This window comes from Agrobacterium sp. O3.4 (assembly GCF_041414895.1).
GTDB classification, from domain to species: domain Bacteria; phylum Pseudomonadota; class Alphaproteobacteria; order Rhizobiales; family Rhizobiaceae; genus Agrobacterium; species Agrobacterium cucumeris.
Genome location: NZ_JALPZP010000007.1, coordinates 148,947 through 167,132, shown reverse-complemented (window position 1 = coordinate 167,132; position 18,186 = coordinate 148,947). Strand labels below are relative to the sequence as shown.

The 18,186-nt window shown below is 59.3% G+C and carries 15 protein-coding genes; 5 read left to right on the top strand and 10 right to left on the bottom strand.

Annotation, left to right across the window (positions count from 1 at the left end):
* From M0412_RS23255 to M0412_RS23235, 5 genes are all read right to left on the bottom strand, one after another.
* Entirely contained in the window at positions 1–885 is an 885-nt protein-coding gene (locus M0412_RS23255; protein ID WP_142843193.1) for an ABC transporter permease subunit, read from the bottom strand.
* Between the two features lie 7 nt (positions 886–892).
* Positions 893–1,783, bottom strand: a complete 891-nt coding sequence (locus M0412_RS23250) for a carbohydrate ABC transporter permease (RefSeq protein ID WP_046800436.1) — start codon at positions 1,781–1,783, stop codon at positions 893–895.
* An 88-nt stretch (positions 1,784–1,871) separates the two neighbouring features.
* Positions 1,872–3,215 carry an extracellular solute-binding protein gene (locus M0412_RS23245; protein WP_269702774.1) on the bottom strand — a complete coding sequence of 448 codons (1,344 nt, stop codon included), beginning with the start codon at positions 3,213–3,215 and terminating at the stop codon, positions 1,872–1,874.
* A gap of 260 nt (positions 3,216–3,475) precedes the next feature.
* The gene (locus M0412_RS23240; protein ID WP_046800437.1) at positions 3,476–3,949 is read right to left on the bottom strand and encodes a VOC family protein; all 474 of its coding nucleotides are present in this window, start codon (positions 3,947–3,949) and stop codon (positions 3,476–3,478) included.
* A 159-nt stretch (positions 3,950–4,108) separates the two neighbouring features.
* A complete protein-coding gene (locus M0412_RS23235; protein WP_269702776.1) occupies positions 4,109–4,699 on the bottom strand; it encodes an isoprenylcysteine carboxylmethyltransferase family protein in 591 nt (196 codons plus the stop codon).
* 299 nt (positions 4,700–4,998) lie between these two features.
* Here M0412_RS23235 and M0412_RS23230 point away from each other — a divergent pair, with 299 nt between their 5' ends.
* From M0412_RS23230 to M0412_RS23220, 3 genes are all read left to right on the top strand, one after another.
* Positions 4,999–6,783, top strand: a complete 1,785-nt coding sequence (locus tag M0412_RS23230) for a PAS domain-containing methyl-accepting chemotaxis protein (protein WP_269702778.1) — start codon at positions 4,999–5,001, stop codon at positions 6,781–6,783.
* A gap of 253 nt (positions 6,784–7,036) precedes the next feature.
* On the top strand, positions 7,037–7,924 hold the full coding sequence (locus tag M0412_RS23225; protein WP_269702971.1) for a lytic transglycosylase domain-containing protein: 888 nt from the start codon (positions 7,037–7,039) through the stop codon (positions 7,922–7,924).
* 148 nt (positions 7,925–8,072) lie between these two features.
* On the top strand, positions 8,073–8,486 hold the full coding sequence (locus M0412_RS23220) for a hypothetical protein (protein WP_269702780.1): 414 nt from the start codon (positions 8,073–8,075) through the stop codon (positions 8,484–8,486).
* Between the two features lie 68 nt (positions 8,487–8,554).
* Here the strand turns inward: M0412_RS23220 and M0412_RS23215 are convergent, their stop codons facing one another.
* The 3 genes from M0412_RS23215 to M0412_RS23205 all read right to left on the bottom strand — a co-directional run bounded on the left by M0412_RS23215 (position 8,555) and on the right by M0412_RS23205 (position 13,812).
* Positions 8,555–12,142, bottom strand: coding sequence for a TonB-dependent receptor domain-containing protein (locus M0412_RS23215; RefSeq protein ID WP_269702782.1), 3,588 nt, complete (start codon positions 12,140–12,142; stop codon positions 8,555–8,557).
* A 147-nt stretch (positions 12,143–12,289) separates the two neighbouring features.
* Positions 12,290–13,216, bottom strand: coding sequence for a FecR domain-containing protein (locus tag M0412_RS23210; RefSeq protein ID WP_269702784.1), 927 nt, complete (start codon positions 13,214–13,216; stop codon positions 12,290–12,292).
* An 86-nt stretch (positions 13,217–13,302) separates the two neighbouring features.
* Complete coding sequence (locus tag M0412_RS23205; RefSeq protein WP_065116490.1) at positions 13,303–13,812, bottom strand: RNA polymerase sigma factor; 510 nt, start codon at positions 13,810–13,812, stop codon at positions 13,303–13,305.
* 218 nt (positions 13,813–14,030) lie between these two features.
* Here M0412_RS23205 and M0412_RS23200 point away from each other — a divergent pair, with 218 nt between their 5' ends.
* Positions 14,031–15,011 carry a 3'-5' exonuclease gene (locus tag M0412_RS23200; protein ID WP_269702786.1) on the top strand — a complete coding sequence of 327 codons (981 nt, stop codon included), beginning with the start codon at positions 14,031–14,033 and terminating at the stop codon, positions 15,009–15,011.
* Positions 15,012–15,063: 52 nt separating this feature from the next.
* Here the strand turns inward: M0412_RS23200 and M0412_RS23195 are convergent, their stop codons facing one another.
* Positions 15,064–15,783, bottom strand: a complete 720-nt coding sequence (locus M0412_RS23195; RefSeq protein ID WP_283159204.1) for a GntR family transcriptional regulator — start codon at positions 15,781–15,783, stop codon at positions 15,064–15,066.
* An 84-nt stretch (positions 15,784–15,867) separates the two neighbouring features.
* A complete protein-coding gene (locus M0412_RS23190; protein ID WP_269702791.1) occupies positions 15,868–16,698 on the bottom strand; it encodes a hypothetical protein in 831 nt (276 codons plus the stop codon).
* Between the two features lie 567 nt (positions 16,699–17,265).
* Between M0412_RS23190 and M0412_RS23185 the strand changes: the two genes are divergently transcribed.
* Positions 17,266–18,165: a hypothetical protein gene (locus M0412_RS23185; protein ID WP_269702793.1), complete on the top strand. Its 900-nt coding sequence runs from the start codon at positions 17,266–17,268 to the stop codon at positions 18,163–18,165.
* Positions 18,166–18,186 lie beyond the last annotated feature (21 nt).

Below are 18,186 nucleotides of genomic sequence, written 5' to 3'. Positions count from 1 at the left end.
TCACTTCTCGGACGAAACGAGACCGCGGACGAACCAGCGTTGCAGGAAGGCCACGACGAGAAGCGGCGGTGTGATGATGATGAGCGAGCCGGCGAGCGTGACGTTCCAGTCCGGCGTGCCGTCTTCGGCGGGCAACAGCGCCCGTAGCGACATCATCACCGTCTTGTAGGAAGGGTCGGTGACCATCAGGAGCGGCCAGAGATACTGGTTCCAGGCATAAACGAACATGATGGTGGTGAGCGCCGCCATGTTGGTGCGTGACAATGGCAGGAGCATCTCCACGAAGAAACGTATCGCGCCCGAACCGTCCATGCGCGCGGCCTCCGCCAGCTCGTCCGGGATGGTCATGAAGAACTGCCGGTAGAGGAAGGTGCCGGTGGCGGTGGCGACCAGCGGCAGGGTGAGGCCCGCATAGGAGTTGAGAAGGTTCCACTCCACCGTCACCTCGATGCCGAACAGGCCGAGAATGGAACGGAACGGCTGAAAAAGATCGGCCGCCACCGAATAAGTCGGCACGACGCGCACTTCGAGCGGCAGCATGAGGGTGATGAACACCGTCCAGAAGAACAGATGTTTGAGCGGCGAGCGGAAGAAGACGATGGCGAAGGCGGTAAACGCCGAAAGCGCGACCTTGCCGATCGTGACGAGCGTCGCCATGATCATGCTGTTCCACAGCGCATTGCCGAGATTGGCGCGTTTCCAGGCTGTCTCGGCATTGGCGAGAAACTCGCCCTGCGGCATAAAGTGGAACGGTACGCTGTTGACCTGGGTTATCGTCTGGCTCGCTCCGGCGATGATGACGACGAAGGGGCCGATGAGCAGAAGGAAACCGGCGACCATCAGAATATAGGTCAGGGCGTCGGCATAGGGGGTGCGCTGGATCATCGCCGCCTCACTTGTAATGGACCTGCCGCTCGACGAAGCGGAACTGGATGAAGGTGAAAACCATGATGAGGCCGATGAGGACGAGGCTCTGCGCCGAGGCGCCGGAATAGTTCAGCCCCTCGAAGGCTTCGCTGACGATGCGGTAGACCATCACTTCCGTCGCGCGGTTGGGGCCGCCTTCGGTGGTGGTGGCGACGATGCCGAACGTGTCGGCGCCGACGAAGCCTTCGGTCATCATGATCACGGTCAGGAAGAACAGGGTCGGCGCGAGCAGCGGCACCTGGATATCGATGGCGCGGCGGATGGGGCCGGAACCGTCCATGGCGGCGGCTTCCGTCAGCGAGCGCGGAACGGATTGCAGGCCGGCAAACAGGAAGATGAAGGTGTATCCCGCCCATTTCCAGATGAAGATGACGATGACGAGGATCAGTGCGTGTTCGCCGTATTTGGCCGGGTTCCAGATATCCGGCCACCAGGCGTTGAGGGAGGCGGCGAGACCACGCTCGGGTGACAGGATGAAGCGGAAGGCCATGCCGGCGGCAGGACCCGCGATGGCATAGGGCAGGATATAAAGCACCCGGAAGAAACCGGAGCCGGGCAGGGCGCGATCGACGCAGAGCGCCAGCACGAGGCCGATAAGGATGGTGAAGAACGGGCCGGCAATGGCGAAAACCATGCTGACCAGCACGGATTGCCAGTAAAGCGGATCGAGGAAGGTTTCCTCGAAATTGGCAAGGCCGACAAATTCCGCAGCGCCGCCGAAGGGCGGTTCGAGCGTGAAGGCCCAGTTGATGACCGCTGCCACGGGCCAATAGAAGAACAGGAAGATCAGCAGAAGCTGCGGCAGGGCGAACAGCACGGGCAACCACGTGCTTTTGAAGACGGCGCGCTTTTCCATGAAAAAACCGGCAATGCTGGAGAAATGGGCGGACTTGCCCGCAAAGCTTGAAGCTTTGCGGGCAAGTCTTTAGAAAATTTGCAGAAACTTAATTCAGCTTGGCGCCGGCATAGGTCTTTTCGAAGCGGCGCAGGCCGGCGTTGGAGCGCTCGACAGCCTTGTCGAGTTCAGCCTGGATATCGGCATTCTGCATGAAGATCGCTTCGAGCGAGGTGGCGACTTCCTTGCGGATCTGCGTGAAACCGCCAAGGCGGATACCGCGGGTATATTCCGAAGGCGGCGTGAAGGTCAGGCTTTCAATCGCCTTTTCGCGGCCCTTATAGGGAGCCTTGTCATAGAAGCCATTGGCTTTCATGGCGTCGAAGCCGGTCTTGGTGACCGGGATGTAACCGGTGACCGTCGACCACCACTGAACCATCTCCGGCTGGGCGATGAAGTTCAGGAACGCGGCTGCACCCTTGTATTCGGCGTCCGGACGACCGGCCATGACCCACAGCGACGCACCGCCGACCAGCGAATTGTGGCGCTCGGTGCCCTTCCAGACCGGCAGCATCGCAACGTCCCACTTCACGCCTTCCGGCATGGTCTTGGCGACGGTGCCGTGATTGGCGATCGAGGTCATGAACATCTGGCAGGTCTGCGAGGTGAAGGCGGGCAGGATGTCCATGCCGAGCTGCTTGGTCTTGACGACGAACAGCTTCTCGTCCTGCATCTTCTTGAAGAACTTGACGTGATCGACGAACTTCGTCTTGTTGATCGTCAGTTCGGCGTCGAGGCCCTGGTAACCGTTGCCCTTGGTGGCGATCGGCTGGTTGTGGATGGCGGAGAACTGCTCCATCAGCATCCAGGTGTCGAAGTTGAAGGCCAGCGGGCATTCAAAGCCGGCGGTCTTGAGCTTCGTGGCGGCTTCCTGAACCTGTTCCCAGGTGTCCGGCTTGAAGGTGATGCCGGCTTTTTCGAAAGCGTCGATGTTGTAATAGAACATCGCGGTCGAGGAGTTATAGGGGAAGGAGTTCAGCTCGCCCGCAGCGGTGGCATAATAGTTGGCGATGCCGGGGAAATAATTGTCCCAGTCGATCTTGTAGCCGTTGTCGGCCATCAGCTTCTTGGCGGGAACGAAAGCCTTGGACAGCATCATGTCCAGCGTGCCGGCATCATAGATCTGGGTGATGGCGGGCTGCTTCTTGGCGCGGTAAGCGGCGATGGTGTTCTGCAGCGTGGCGTCGTAATCATTCTGCGAGGTGCAGACGATTTCGAATTCAGCCTGCGAGTCGTTGAACTTCTTGCAGGTTTCCTGAACGCGATCGCCAAGATCGCCGGAAAGGCCGTACCAGAATTCGAACTTGGTCTTTTCTGCGTGGGCAGCCGTGGCGCCGAAGGCGGCGGCAATGGCGACGCCAGCCACGAAAGAGGTCAGAGCGGAAGATTTCATGAGTTGAGCCCCGTTGATGGAATAATGGCCTGATCGGCAAGAACATCATGTTCCCAGCACGAAGCCACGGGCTCTGCTAACAGCCGTCTTTGACGGATCGCTTACACTTTGTTGAACGTTTTATGATGACTTGCCGCGCAGGGCGATCTGCGCGGCGGGAAAAGTGTGATAAAACCGGAAAATCCGAATTTTCCCTTATATTTTAGCGACTTACGTTTGAAATATCACTTCGCTACTTGCTGCTGAGTAAGCCGTCCGCGTCAACCGCGGCGTGCGGCTTCGATGGCGGCGACGTCGATTTTCTTCATGTCCATCATCGCCTCGAAGGCACGTTTGGCTTCAGCGCCGCCGGCGGCCATGGCGTCCATCAGCACGCGTGGGGTGATCTGCCAGGAGACCCCCCATTTGTCCTTGCACCAGCCGCAGGCGCTTTCCTCGCCACCATTGCCGACGATGGCATTCCAGTAGCGATCGGTTTCTTCCTGATCTTCGGTCGATATCTGGAACGAGAAAGCCTCGGTCTGTTTGAAGGCGGAACCGCCATTCAGACCGATGCAGGATACGCCAGCCACGGTGAACTGCACCGTCAGCACATCGCCCTTCTTGCCGGAGGGGTAATCGCTCGGCGCGTGGTGAACGGCGGTTACCGCGCTGTCGGGAAAGGTCTCGGCGTAAAATCTGGCGGCGGCCTCGGCGTCCTTGTCGTACCAGATACAGATCGTGTTCTTTTTCATCTGCTTGCTCCTCCTGGTTGGAACTGATCGTCATCTTGCCTGAACAGGCAAGGAAATTCGCCGGCCCGTGGCCGACCCCCCATTCGGCATAAAATGCTTGTCGGAGACGAATGTTCCGAAAAAGCTGAAGGCCGCGCCACGGCTTCGGTTTGGCGGCCGTTACAGCCAGCGCCGCACCCGGCGCCGATAGGCCTCATATGCCGGACCAAGCTCTTTCGTCAGCACACGTTCTTCAATAGTGACCTGCAGCGACACGGCGATGACAAGAGCGATGGCAACAATAAGCTGTAGAACCGATGGAAACACCAGCACCAGCCCCGCAAACAGCACGATCTGGCCGACAAAGACGGGATTTCTGGAGCGGCCGAAAGGACCGCTGTCGACGATTGTGCCAAGATGGCCCTCGGCCGCGCCGATGCGCCATGACCGGCCCATATGGTTCTGCGCATAAAGCGCGATCAGGCCGCCGGCGAGCACCAGCACCATGCCACCAATCCGGATTGCGGTGCCAAGATCGCTGCGGCTCAGAAGCCAGACCGGATTTTGCGGCTCCAGCCACAGGGTGACGAGCGGCAGCAGAGCGCCAAGGAAAAAAGCGAGGCGAAAGAGCATGGCGGGAACGGCCTGCCGTTCGCGACCCTTTGCGAAGAGCCAGATCGGCTCGCCCGTCTGCCTTGCCAGCCGCGCCGTCAAAAACAGAAATCCGGCAATATAGGCCCACACGGCGAGTGCGGTTACGACATCGATCATGGTTTCTCCCGGAAATACCGGCAAGCCGCAACGTATCTGCAAAGGACAGCCTTAGCCGATTCGTCTGATGGCCAGAGTATAAACAGGAATAATACGCGATTGTTACGCCCGCCCAATGGCCCTTTGGCAGAGGGAAACGGCTGCGGAAAGAAACGAAAGCTGGTTTAAATTCAGTTTGAGTTTTTCAATCGAACTCAACTGGCAGCATCTTTATCCTTAAATATTATTTAAGAATGTAACAGTAATATTATTGAATGATTTTCAACGGAAATCATTAATCTGCCATCGGAGGATTGCGCGTGAGTTTTCTTGATCGTGGTGCCAATGCTTTCGCGGTTCTTGCCGCGCTTTCCAAATCCCAGGCCATTATAGAGTTTGACCTTTCCGGGAAAATTCTTGCCGCCAACGAGAATTTCTGTCGTGCGCTCGGTTACGAGCTTGCGGAAATCATCGGCAGGCATCACAGCATGTTCGTCGAGCCGGCCGTCGTGGCTTCGCAGGACTACAAGAGCTTCTGGGCAAAACTTTCCGCCGGTCAGTTCGATCAGCAGCAATATAAGCGCATCGGCAAGGGCGGCAGGGAGGTCTGGATAGAAGCCTCCTATAATCCGGTGTTTCGCCGCGGCAAGCCGGTGAAGGTGATCAAGATCGCCACTGACATCACCGGGCGCAAGCTGAAGGCGGCGGAAGATGCGGGCAAGATCGACGCCCTGTCGCGGGCGCAGGCCATCATCGAGTTTTCACCTGGTGGCGATGTCCTGACCGCCAACGAGAATTTTCTGGCGGCACTGGGTTACTCACTGTCGGAGGTTCAGGGCCGGCATCATTCGATGTTCTGCGAACCGGCCTATACGCAGTCGGCGCATTACAAGCAGTTCTGGGAAAGGCTCGCGGGCGGTGATCTCGTGGCGGATGAATTCATGCGGCTCGGCAAGGGCGGCCGCAAGGTCTTCATTCAGGCCTCGTATAATCCGATCTTCGATCTGAACGGCAAGGTGTTCAAGGTCGTCAAATTTGCGACCGACGTGACCGGTCGTGTCGAAAATGTCGAAAAGCTCGCCCAATGTCTCACGGACCTGGCTGATGGCGACCTGTCGCAGAGTATCGACAAGCCGTTCATCCCCTCGCTTGAGAGATTGCGGACGGATTTCAACGCGGCCTCGGAAAAGCTGAAGAGAGCGATGACGCTGGTATCTGAAAATGCCGGCGCGATTTCCTCGGGCTCCAACGAGATACGCTCCGCTGCCGATGATCTTGCCAAACGCACGGAACAGCAGGCCGCCTCCATCGAGGAGACTGCCGCGGCGCTGGAGGAGATCACCACTGCGGTCAACGATTCCAGCCGCCGGGCCGAAGAGGCCGGCACGATCGTGGCCCGGGCCCGCGACCATGCCGAACATTCGGGCCAGGTGGTGCGCGATGCGATCGGCGCCATGGATCAGATCGAAAAATCATCGCGCGAGATTTCCAACATTATCGGCGTGATCGACGAGATCGCCTTCCAGACCAATCTGCTTGCGCTGAATGCCGGCGTGGAAGCGGCGCGTGCGGGTGAGGCGGGCAAGGGTTTTGCAGTCGTCGCGCAGGAAGTGCGCGAGCTGGCGCAGCGCTCGGCAACCGCTGCAAAGGAAATCAAGAGCCTGATCAACGCGTCCGGTTCGCAGGTGGAAAACGGCGTCGGCCTGGTTACCAAGGCGGGATCGGCGCTGCAGGAAATCGCGGCGCAGGTTCGTGATATCAACAGCAATGTCGTGGCGATTGTCGAAGCGGCCCGTGAGCAGTCCACCGCACTTGCCGAAATCAATCAGGCGGTCAATACGGTCGATCAGGGCACACAGCAAAACGCTGCGATGGTGGAGGAGCAGACTGCCGCCAGCCACAGCCTTGCCCGCGAAGCCGCCGCCCTGTTCGAACTTCTGGGGCAATTCAGGTTCGATGAGGCGCCGCGTCCGGCATCCTCCCTGCGCAGCAGCCCGGAGGTACGACCGGCGCCGGCTCAATCGCGCCACCCGGTATCCCGGCCCGTTGCGACGCGTGGTTCTGCTGCGGTTGCCGTCAATCACGATGAATGGCAGGAGTTCTAGACGGTTTCTCGTGAGAGCGGGTAAAAGCAGAGCGTCCAGCCGGCCCGGCAATCGGGTCGGCTGGATGTTTTACGCCGAGCCTTTTGATAGCGCGGATGCGCATCGGCAGCGCGAAACCGAAACGACCATTGAACAGGACCGAAGGTCGGGGCATATTTTCGCGATTGCCCGATAATCGGTGCTTTGCGTCTGGAAGTGTGGGGTCGTTTGCTTGGCAGGTATATGGGCAGGGATATGGACAGGCCGTGTCGCTCTGGTCTTCTGCCTGCTGGTGACAGCGGGCGGTGCTGCCCGGGCTGAACAGCCGGCGGAGGGGAAAAACGCCTGCGCCTATAGCCATGCCGTTGCGCCGGAACTCTGCATTCGGGTCGGCAGCTACAATAGCGATCTGTGTCATGCCATCGAGGTGCTGGCCGGACGTTACGCCGTGCCGCCGGATTATTTCGCCCGGCTGATCTGGCGCGAAAGCCTGTTCCGCGCCGATGCGGTCAGCCCGAAAGGGGCCGAGGGTATCGCCCAGTTCATGCCCGGAACGGCAAGGCTGCGTGGTCTCGAGGATAGCTTCAACATCATTGCCGCGCTTGAGGCGTCGTCGCGTTATCTCTCCGAGCTGAATGGTCAATTCGGCAATTTCGGTCTTGCCGCTGCGGCCTATAATGCCGGCGAGGCGGGGTTGCGGACATTCATCGCCACCGGCCGCCTGCCAATGGAAACCCGCGATTACGTGTTTGCCATCACCGGATATCCTGTCGAGAACTGGAAAGACAATCCGCCGGAAAAGGCCGCCCCGGCGCTGGATGACGGCCGGTCCTTCCTTGATGCCTGCCTGCGTCTCGCCGACACCCGCACCATGAACGATCCCGTTCTCATCTCCTCGGCCGACTGGGCGCCCTGGGGTGTGCAGCTTGCGGCGCATTACAATCCGGCGGTGGCGAACCGGCTGTTTACCCGCGCGATTGGCGGATTGTCGGAACCCCTCAATGCGGAACGTGCCCTCATCGTCAGGCAAAGAGGTGGGAATTTCGGCTCGCGCCCACGTTATGCCGCCCGCATAGGCCGTGAGACCCGCGCCGAAGCCAACAGGCTCTGCGGAGAAATCCGGCAGGCCGGCGTCCCCTGCACCGTGTTCCGCAACAGATAGAGACGCCTGACGCTCGTCGATCATAACAAGTTGATCGCGATTTCGGTCCGCCCTCCTTTCAGCATGAAATCGTTGACCCTAGATTTGCGCCGCAACGGCAGTCGGCGACCTATGCGGCTGGCGATATTTTGCGAGGGGATGATTGAAAATGAGATGGCTTGAAACCGGATGTCTGGCGGCTGCGCTGATGATTGTCACCGCCTGCACTTCAACCGGAGAAACCGATATTTCCCGCACGGTCGCAGCCTTTGTGGGGCAGCCGCGGGATGCGGCCATTGCCAGGCTTGGCCGCCCCAACAAGGTGGTTATCGAAAAGGGCGCAACCGAATCCTACTGGCTGAAGGTTGATGTGGAGACCTACGCCGGGCTGAGCAATCGGCGTGAATACAAGTCCGTGGATGGACAGACCCAGATGACGCAGACCGAGGGCATGAAAATCAAGGAACACCGCCGCGATTGCATCATCAAGATCACGGCAGATGCCGGCTCCATCATCAAGACCAGCGAGATCATCGGCAATCCGGCGAGTTGCGAAACCATTCTCAATCGTCCGGTTTCGTGAGCAATCTCATGTTTCGGTGAGCCGCGCGCCAGGTAGGCGCACGGCTCGAAAGTTTGCGGAAAGTTTCCTCAGAAGCGATAGTTCAGCCCGACCTTGATGGCATGCAGGTTCAACGAGTTCGAGGCATTGCGACCGTTTGCAATTCCGGACGTCCCGGCATGGTCTACATATTCGTAGATCGGGGATTCATAGGGCTCGCAGACTTCCGGCATGGAATCGCAGAGCCAGGCCATGTTCGGATCATTCTTCAAGCCGGGATCGATCATCTCCGTGCCCGTCTGCTCACTGGTGCGATAATCCTTGCCGGTGCCGGCGCGGGCGTTCTTGAACTTGAACGGTTTGGCGCGGAAATGGCTGTAGCTGTAATCCGCACGGATCGACCAGTTGTCGTTCAGCGCATATTCCGCACCGAGGCCGACGGTGAAGCCGGCACGTGTTCCGGAAGCCTTCTCCACGAAGAATGCCGTCGTTTCAGAGCCGAGAGGATTGGTCGCGCTCGCGCCGTCTGAAATATACTGGTCGCGCCACTGGGTTTCTTTCGCCAGCGCCAGGCCGGCGGTGGAGTAAACGAGCAGCCTGTCATTCACGGCATAACCGAGCTTCGCCCGCAGACCGGCCGTCCAGTCGATATCGTAGCTGGTCGTTGCGTCCACGTGGCCGCTCTTTGCCAGCACCGGATCGGTGGAACCGAACTTTTCGAGGCCACGAAGATAGGTCTTGGTGTAATCGGCCTCGACGCCGACGACAAAGCCGTTTTCCAGCTGCCGGTCATAACCGGCCTGCAGTCCAAACGCGCCGCCCCGCAGGTTGAAATCGGCCGATTCCCGTGCGGCCGCATCGTTGAATGTGCCATCCAGCGAGGTCGTATTTCCGGCAAAATTCAGGAAATCGCCGCCGGCATGGGCACCCACATGGAAGCCGGTCCAGTCACGCACGAAGGATGAGTCCGTCGGGCTGCTGAAGGGGGAAAGGCCGGGCAGGGCCTCGCCGCCGCCGATCGTCGCGGTAAGGCTCGCATAGATCGTGCGGCCGGGACCGGGCTGCGTGACGAGGCCGAGCGGATCGACATAAAAGCGGTCGAACAGGTTCTCCACCCGCAGGCTCGCCGTCATATTGTCGTTGATCTTGTATTCGGTAAACAGATCGACCAGCGTATAGGGCTCCCAGTCGACAAGTGCGATGAATTGCGACGCGCCCTGCGCGGTGACGTCGCCGTGGCCGATGGCGCGCGGGCCGACATAGGAGACGCGGCCGCCGACCGTCAGCCGGTCCTCGAGGAATTTCTGCGAAAGCGTCAGGTCGACCGTATATTCCGGCTGAACATGGTTCGTCGCATAGTCGCCATAGAGAGATTTACTGTCGCAGGTCTGGGTCGTTCGGCAATATTCGACATTCAGGAAGTAGTTGGCGGAAAGATCGGCCGAAAATCCGCCATTGGTGTAACGGCCGGAAACTTCGAGACCGGAAAATTTGGCGCGCGGAATATTGCCGATATTCAGCGTCAGCTGCGGTTCGGTCACGACGGTGCGCGAGATGTAGTTCTTCACATCCCAGTTGAAATAACCGAACTTGATCATGGCGGTATCATCGTCGGAGAAGATGCCGTCGCGAATGATGTTGGTGCCGATTTCCCAGTTGCTGGAGCGCTCCGGCAGGACCCCGGCATTCGCGATGACGCTGTTGAAGGCCGAGACGGATTCAATGATGGATGGCGAGCGCAGCGTATTCGAATAATTGACGTAGAACTGGGTGTTGTCGAACGGTTCCAGCGTCACTCCGGCAGATGGGCTGAACCCGCCATCATCCACTTTCAGGTCAACCGGCTTGTCCCGCGCCTGGTAACGCTCATAGGGATCAAATCGGTCTTCAACCCAATAATGGGAATATCGCAGGCCGCCATTAAGGGTAAGCCAGTCAACCGGCTTGTAAGCTGCCTTGGCAAAGGCTGCACCTTCATGGCGAATGGCGTCGCGCGGGGTCAGCCAGCCCTCCAGTACGGCGGTGTGGTTGCTACCATTGGTGTCTTCGGCGCGGTAGGAAAATCCGTAATTCAGGTCGAAATCGCCGTAATCCAGGCTGAACTGCGAGCGATTGGTAATCTCCGCTCCCCACATATTGGTATCGGTGCCGACCCGGAAGCCTGATGGCAGGCCGATCTTCTCCGGTGTCAGGCCACGCCCGCCGCGCACGGGGTTGCGGACTTCAAGATGGTTGAAATAGAAATTCGACTTGAAGTCGATGAGGTCGTTGTCTTCGGGGTTCCAGTTATATCTGGCGGTAAATGTGTCGAGGCTGGTGCTGACGGTCTGTTCCTGCTGCTGCGCCTGTCCGGTATTCGAGGTCAGCCGCGAGGCAAGCCTGTCTCCGGCCTCGCTTCTGTATCCCATGTAACCGATCTGGAATGTCTGGTCGTCTGACAGACGCGCCGTGACCTTCGCCAGAAGCGATTGCGTTTCCAGCTCGGTATTGAGGATTTCCTCGCCGCCGCGATAGTTGGCCAGACCTTCATTGATCATCGTGTTGGGCAGAGTGCCGCCCCAATATTTCGTGTCGCCGATGTTTTTCGGGGACGCGACAGGACCATGGCTGCCGGCGTGATAATTGCCCTGACGGCGATGCGCATATCCGGCGACGACATCGATATCCTCGCCCTTGTAAGCGCCGATGACGCTGCCGGAACCGGTCGTCGGCTTGAGGAAGGCGGGTCTGTCCATGCCATCGGCAGACGGGGTCGCGGTGCCTGCGCCAGACTGGTAGCTGTAGCCGCTCAATGCGCCTTCCGTCGGGCTTGATGAATTGGTGCCGAAGCCGCCCTTGACCTTCAGCCCCCATTTCTCGCCCGGCTTGACGATGTCGTCGGCGCCGACCGTTCGCATCGCCACCGATCCGGCATTGCCGAAGGAAGCGGCATCGGCTCCCTTGGTAATGTCGACACCGGCGATGAAATCGGGATCGACATAGGTGCGGTTCGAGACGCCCTGGTACCCCTGATAGACCGTCACGGAATTTTCAGCGCCGTCGACCGTCGTGGCGACGCGGCCCATTCCCTGCATGCCGCGAATGTTGACGTCGATGGCACCGGCGCCGTTTCGCGCTTCGCCGGACATGACGCCGGCCGTGCCACGAAACATGTCGGCCGGGCTTGAGCCGCGGAAGCGCTCGATATCCTCGCCCGAAATGAAGGCGGTCGGGGCATCGTTGCTATAAGGTGCGTCCGGGCTGCCATATCGTCCTGACTTGCCGGTGACGGTGATTGTTTCGAGAACGAGCGAGCCATCCGCAGAGGTTGCTTCCGGTGCCTGTGAGGCGTTGGAAACCGTCACGCGATCGGGCGCGGTGAAGCGGAAGCTGAGGCCGGTGCCGTCAAGCAGCTTGCCGAGTGCTTCCCGCGGCGGCAGGGAGCCGGCCGCGCCGGAGGTCTTGAGCCCGCGTGTCAGCGATGCGTCGTAGAAAATCTGGATACCGCTTGCAGCGCCAAAGCGCGTCAGCGCCACATCGAGGGACCCGGCGGGAATGGAAAACTGGCGCAGCTCCTGCGCAACTGCCTGGGTATGGGCATATAAGGATACGGAGCAGGCCAGTGATGCGCAGAATGCTGCAAGCCTCAAACGCCGTTCGCGACCACCGGATTTATGTCCCGTCGCCAATAAAGTCATCCCCGTATTCCCTTCCATTTCGCCGCCTTGCTGCGGCCTCTGATAGGGAAGACGACCGAGGCGCATGAACCCGAAAAGATTTGTGGAGTTTTTTTGTAATATTTTCGGATCGTCCGGAATCCAGCGCTGTCTCCGGTTCGAGAGGCTTCAGACAAGCAGCAGGATTCCGCCTGCGCCGACCGCATGAAGATGCAGGGTTTCTTCAAGATGGGCGATAATGTCCTGCGGCCGGTTGAGCTGAAAGACGCCCGAGACGTGCAGGGAGCGTAGGCTTTGACGGGTGATGATGATCCTGCCGCGCCGGTGGCGGTTCAGGCTCGCGACGATGTCTTCCAGCGGACGGTTGTTGAAGACCAGCATGCCTTCACGCCAAGCCGATGCCGTCTCGAGGTCGATCGCGGATTTTTCCCCAAGGCCAGCGTCCGAATAGACGATTGCCTCTCCGGGAAGCAGCTGCGCATCGCCGAGACAGTGGACGCTGAGCGGGCCGGACAGGCATTCCACGGTTACGCCGCTGGCATTATGGGTGACGCTGAAGGCGCCGCCGGAGGCCTGCACGCGGCCATTGCCGGCTTTGACCACAAAAGGAATATTCGCCACCTGCTGGACGGTGAAGACCGCAGCACCTGCCGTGAGATCGAATTGCCGTTCGCCGCGTTCCAGCGACAGAGCGGAGCCGCCATCGAGAAAAGCGGTCGATCCATCCGGCAGGCTGACATTCTGCTGCTCGCCGACACCAGTTGAAAAATCCGCAAGCATTGCGCCGATGGAGGGCAGGTAACCGAGTTCCGGCAGCGCGACGGCAATGCCGGCAATGCCGGCGGCAAGGCTGCCGCCCACCAGAAAGGATCGTCTGGATGTGGCTTTGACGCGGGTCTGCGCCTGCGCTTCCAGGGCGGGGCCAAGATCGCGCCAGAGCGCCGACGCCTCGACGAAGGCGCGTTCGTGATCGGCGCTGAGGCTGCGCCAGTGGCGGAGCGCCTCCGTATCCTCAACCGTGGCCGCGCCGGAGCGCAGCCTGACGATAAAGGTCGTGGCCTTTCTTCTGAGCGCATCGGATCCTTCGTTCAACACGCAACCCCTATCAAAAAACCGTCTGGATGCCGGAATTTCACATGAACCTCATTAGCTCTAACGATCACAAACGGTAAATCCGAAAATTATCTGCGCCGCTCATGTCCCATTTTCTCGATGCAGTAGTTGAGGGCGCGATTGATCTCCATTTCCACCGTGCGGGTGGAGACATGGAACTCTTCCGCGATCTCGGCATAGGGACGAAATTCCAGCCGCGCCGCGACCAGCATCTTTCTCTGTCGGTCAGGAAGTTCACCGATGACCCGCATAAGCTGCCGGATCTGGTCGCGGTCGATTACCTGCTGGTCCGGACCCGGGCGCTCGTCGCGAATGGAAAGGGCATCCTCGATCTGCTCGGTCGTGGCGCGGTGCCTGCGGCCCCGCCCGTGATCGATGGCCAGCGACCTGGCGATGCGCTTGAGATAAGGCACTGGTGCTGCGGATGCATTCGAGCTGTTTCTCGCCAGCTTGATCCATGCCTCATGGGCAAGATCCTCGGCATCCTCGCGCGAGCCCGTCATCCGCGTCAGATATCGCTTGATATCCGATTGGGTTTTCAGGAATGCCGAAAGGAATTTGTCGTCGCGCTGCGTCATGACCGACCTGGAGATTGGACTTCAGGCGATACCCCGTGGCAGATGCGAATTCAATACTTAACTTAAATAATCATGTTAAAGCCGGCACGGATGATAATCGCGCAACCTGTGTGGGTCAGTTTCTGTGGATGACAGCAACCGCTGTTGTTACCGTGAGCCTATGCACATATGCTGGATTACTTAAATCACGATTTCCGGATATGGCGGACAGGCGCATAATGAGCTCCCAGTTGGATTTTTTCGGTTCCGTGGCAGCGCGGCTTCCCCAGGGTGAACGGGGGCGAAAAGCGGCCGGCCGCGAAACGGTGCAGAAGAACGTCGCGGATGACGAGACGCTTGCTGGATATCTTGAATCCACCGGAAATTACCGTGTTTCACGCCGGCTCATGCCGCGTACCGTCGTTGACAGACCGCGGCCGGAGTTCCCCCGTCAGGGCATTATCCTCGATACCGAAACCACGGGCCTCAATCATCGAACCGACGAAATCATCGAGATCGGCGTCATCGCCTTCACATTCGACGATCATGGCGCGATCGGCGATGTTACCGGCGTCTATGGCGGCCTGCGGCAGCCTGGCGTCACTATCCCGGAAGAGATCACGCGCCTGACCGGGATTACCGACCAGATGGTTGCCGGACAGGTGATCGACATGGACCGCCTGAGCGCGCTTGTTGCCCGGGCGGATCTGATCATCGCCCATAATGCCGGCTTTGACCGTCCGTTCTGCGAGGCCTTCTCGCCGATTTTCCGCGAGAAGGCATGGGCCTGTTCGGTTTCCGAGATCGACTGGCGGGCGCGGGGTTTTGAGGGCAGCAAACTTGCCTATCTCATCGGACAATCCGGTTATTTCCACGACGGCCATCGCGCCGTCGATGATTGTTTTGCGCTTCTGGAAGTGCTGGGTCACGCCCGTGCGGGACAGGACGAAGCGCCCTTCGCAGAACTGTACCAGGCAAGCCAGCGCTCCCGGGTTCGCATTTATGCGGAAAACAGCCCCTTCGACATGAAGGATCATCTGAAAAAGCGCGGCTATCGTTGGTCGGACGGTTCGGATGGCCGACCCAAAGCCTGGTGGGTGGAAGTGGCCGAAGAAAAGCTCGATGAGGAGCTGCATTTCCTGCGGACCGAGATTTACCGCTGGGAGGCCGATCCCCCGGTCAAGCATCTCACCGCCTTCGACCGCTTCAAGGCAAACTAGAGCATTCGTTTCGGCGCAACGGACGTTGTCCGCCATCGATATCCGGCGGCAATCAGGAAAGTGGTACCAGCGCGTTTCTCAGGCTGACACCCTGCTTCGGCTGCAGATCGAGATCGGCCTCGATATGATCGAGGTGATGGATCATGAGATCCGAAGCGCCCTTTGCATCGCCCTTTGCGACAAGCTCGAGAATGGCAAGGTGTTCATTGTGGCCGCAGCTCGAAACACCTGAGCGGCCATAAAGGGCGACGACCAGTGATGAACGGGCGACAAGTTCATCCATAAACCGCTGGAGGATGAGGTTACCGGACAGGGCTGCGAGCAGGAGATGGAAATCGCCCGAGGCCTTTATTTCCGCCCGGCGCGCGGCCGGACCCCGTTCATTCATATAGTGTGCCTCGTCGACGAGGTGATGCTCAAACCGCACAATATCCGCAGGCGTGATGCGCTGCGCCGCCGCCGCGATGATGCCCGGCTCGATCAGGCGGCGCGAGGCGAAAATCTGGCGCGCCTCTTCCGGCGAGGGCGTGGAAACGAAGGCTCCGCGGTTACGCTCGGTCTTTACCAGCCCCTCGAAGGCCAAAATCTGCAACGCGGCGCGCGCCACCGTGCGGCTGACATCAAAGAGTGCACCAACCTCGGCTTCCGACAGTTTGGTTCCGGGCGCGAGCCGCCGGTCGATGATGGCATTGCGCAGGGATTCGCGGATCAGCAGCGAGCGATCCTCGATTGTGGCATCCACGGCGGCGGGGGTTGTTTCAGGCAAGGTCATGGCACGGATCCGATGTTGCCTCTTCTAACCCGGTGGCAACGGTTTTCCTAGGGGTGCCATTGCGGTGAGCAGGCGCTGACGCCGTCAGTCCCTCAAAATCCCCAGCCACACGACAACGAATGCCAGTTGATGGGCGATATCCCCTTGTACATTCTGCAATGTCCTGTCGCTCAGACATATGCGGGATCCGTTTCTCTTCAGAATGCTCAGGCGTTCCGCCTTGGCCAAGAGGGCGGTGACGTGGGCGCGGCTTATCCCATAGGTACGCGCAGCCGCCTTGCGGGAAAATTCACAATCTGACGCATCTGATCTGCTGGTTTTCGCCGCAGACAGCAGATCCAGCAGCAGAGGAAATCCGGGGGCATGGCCCAGGAACATCAGGGTTTCCATTGATATGGGGGTGAGTGCCTGCTGTTGCTTCAAAAGCCAGCCGACGCCATCGACAAGGGTGTTGACGCCGATGTCATCTTTCGCCGGCCTGCCCAGAACCGGCTGCGCCTCCCATGGCGCGGCTGCGGCAAGATAAGCCTCGGCGAGCGTTTCGATGGCCGTTATCAGCCAGCCACACAACGACCATGGACGTTCGCGGTTGTCGCCACGGGGCTGATGCCGCCGGGCGGCGCCTTCGAGTTCCAGCCAGTCGATCAAGGCCCGTGTCCTGCGGCTGGAGGCCCAGCCTCGGGGGACGACGACCGCCTGAACCGCAGCCAGGGTAAATTGCCCGCCATGGATCGATGCCAGGCAAATGGCACACAGGATCGTTGCGAATGCGCCGAAATCACCGATGGCGCGAACGAGGCGTGGCTCCTGCTTGAAGACCATCGATATCTGCCCGCAAAGACGGATGACAGTCTCGTCAAAAGCGGCATCGTTCAGAATCCGGTTCGCAAGGGGTGTCAGCCTCTCCTGAAGCATGTCCGGCTGCGGCCGAACGGGGTCTCCTTGCGGGAGCGATTTTGAATCCTGCGCAACTGCTTTTCCAGATGCCCTTCTCCCACGGAATCTTAAGTTTCGCTACTTTATGGCGAATTTCAAAATATGAGTTTTGCTTGCCGGCCGCGGCCGTTCAGGCCCGCATGACAGCTGAAATGTTCCGGGTTCGGGAGATGCGTGCAATTTGTTGCACTCCCGCGCCGCTCTCCTTGAGGGTATTAAAAAATACTCTCATAAATTGAGTGTTAAAGAGCGCATTGAAATATGTGCCCTTTTAGAACGGTTTGCGAGAGCGGCGATAACAACAATTTTATCGTCTGTTTTTATTGCATAATTTTATTCGGCTTCGGACATAAAATCTTTCGTTGGGCAATCGAAAACACAATCTTTGATGGTTGTTTTTTCGGCCTTGACGGAGTGGCGAAAACTGCATTCCGAAGCCGCCTGGCATCCGCATGTTTCTACCGAGTTTCTGGCGCGTCCGGCAGCAATGCCGGCTGGGCCGCGGCACGTCCATTCACCACCAATTCTCAGAAGGAGGATAAAGCGATGCAACTTCGACATGTTATTTTTGCCGGCCTTGCGGCAATCGCGATGCAGTTTGATATTCCGTCCCTGGGCCAGCCGGCCATTGCAAATGCGGCCGCCCTTACCACCGAACAGGTGGCGGCTTTCCAATCAAAACTTGAACAGGCGGAAGCCAGCCGGGAGCTGCTCGGCCGCCGATCCGTGTGCCTGATGGAACATCTGACGGCGCAACAGCAGCTCAGCGCCGAGCGGGAGCGGGCGCTGGGAGAGGCCATGTACCTGCAGATCGAGCTGGAACGGCAGGTGGCGCAGTCCGAGACGGCCGTGAAGGGTTATGAAGAACTGGTTCAGTCTGAGAGCGAGAACGTCAGGGCGCGTCAGGCCGTGTTCGAAAAAGCCCGAAGGGAAAGGGACGAGCAGGCCAAGAGAGTAACAATATGCAGCGGCGTCCTCTTCTTCCTGCCGGGAATTTGCCAGGCCGGTGACGCCGCAGTCAAGGCGCTGGGATGGATGAATGACGCGGAGCGGGAATACCGCATCGCACAGCCACGGCTGGACAACGCCCGGACGGCGCTTGAGGGCGTTCGCAACCAGCTCGAAAACAATCGCCGCCAGCTGATAGCGGCACAGCAGAGCCACGCGGAAAACCAGAGCGCGGTGAAAAATCTGGAAGAGCAGATTACCAGGCTCAAAGCGGCGATTTCCACCATCAACGTCAAGGTTCAGGACTTCAACATTCAGGTCGGCAACTTCACCAATGCTCTCAAGGAAGCGAGCGAGGTCAATCCTGACGACGCGAAAATACGTCAGGTCGACCGGCTGTCCGCCGAGATCGACGGCCTGACCAAGGACGTGCCGCAGTTCATTTCCTCTACCGAGGCCGGACTGCCTGAGGATGTCAGGAAACAATGCGGATCGTGAACGATCAACCCCATGACTGTC

Excerpts from the sequence above, each read along its gene's own strand:
- M0412_RS23235 (WP_269702776.1), bottom strand. The coding sequence starts at position 4,699 with ATGATCGATGTCGTAACCGCACTCGCCGTGTGGGCCTATATTGCCGGA.
- M0412_RS23245 (WP_269702774.1), bottom strand. The coding sequence starts at position 3,215 with ATGAAATCTTCCGCTCTGACCTCTTTCGTGGCTGGCGTCGCCATTGCC.
- M0412_RS23215 (WP_269702782.1), bottom strand. The coding sequence starts at position 12,142 with ATGACTTTATTGGCGACGGGACATAAATCCGGTGGTCGCGAACGGCGT.
- M0412_RS23200 (WP_269702786.1), top strand. The coding sequence starts at position 14,031 with ATGAGCTCCCAGTTGGATTTTTTCGGTTCCGTGGCAGCGCGGCTTCCC.
- M0412_RS23185 (WP_269702793.1), top strand. The coding sequence starts at position 17,266 with ATGCAACTTCGACATGTTATTTTTGCCGGCCTTGCGGCAATCGCGATG.
- M0412_RS23240 (WP_046800437.1), bottom strand. The coding sequence starts at position 3,949 with ATGAAAAAGAACACGATCTGTATCTGGTACGACAAGGACGCCGAGGCC.
- M0412_RS23195 (WP_283159204.1), bottom strand. The coding sequence starts at position 15,783 with ATGACCTTGCCTGAAACAACCCCCGCCGCCGTGGATGCCACAATCGAG.
- M0412_RS23205 (WP_065116490.1), bottom strand. The coding sequence starts at position 13,812 with ATGACGCAGCGCGACGACAAATTCCTTTCGGCATTCCTGAAAACCCAA.
- M0412_RS23255 (WP_142843193.1), bottom strand. The coding sequence starts at position 885 with ATGATCCAGCGCACCCCCTATGCCGACGCCCTGACCTATATTCTGATG.
- M0412_RS23220 (WP_269702780.1), top strand. The coding sequence starts at position 8,073 with ATGAGATGGCTTGAAACCGGATGTCTGGCGGCTGCGCTGATGATTGTC.
- M0412_RS23190 (WP_269702791.1), bottom strand. The coding sequence starts at position 16,698 with ATGCTTCAGGAGAGGCTGACACCCCTTGCGAACCGGATTCTGAACGAT.
- M0412_RS23250 (WP_046800436.1), bottom strand. The coding sequence starts at position 1,783 with ATGGAAAAGCGCGCCGTCTTCAAAAGCACGTGGTTGCCCGTGCTGTTC.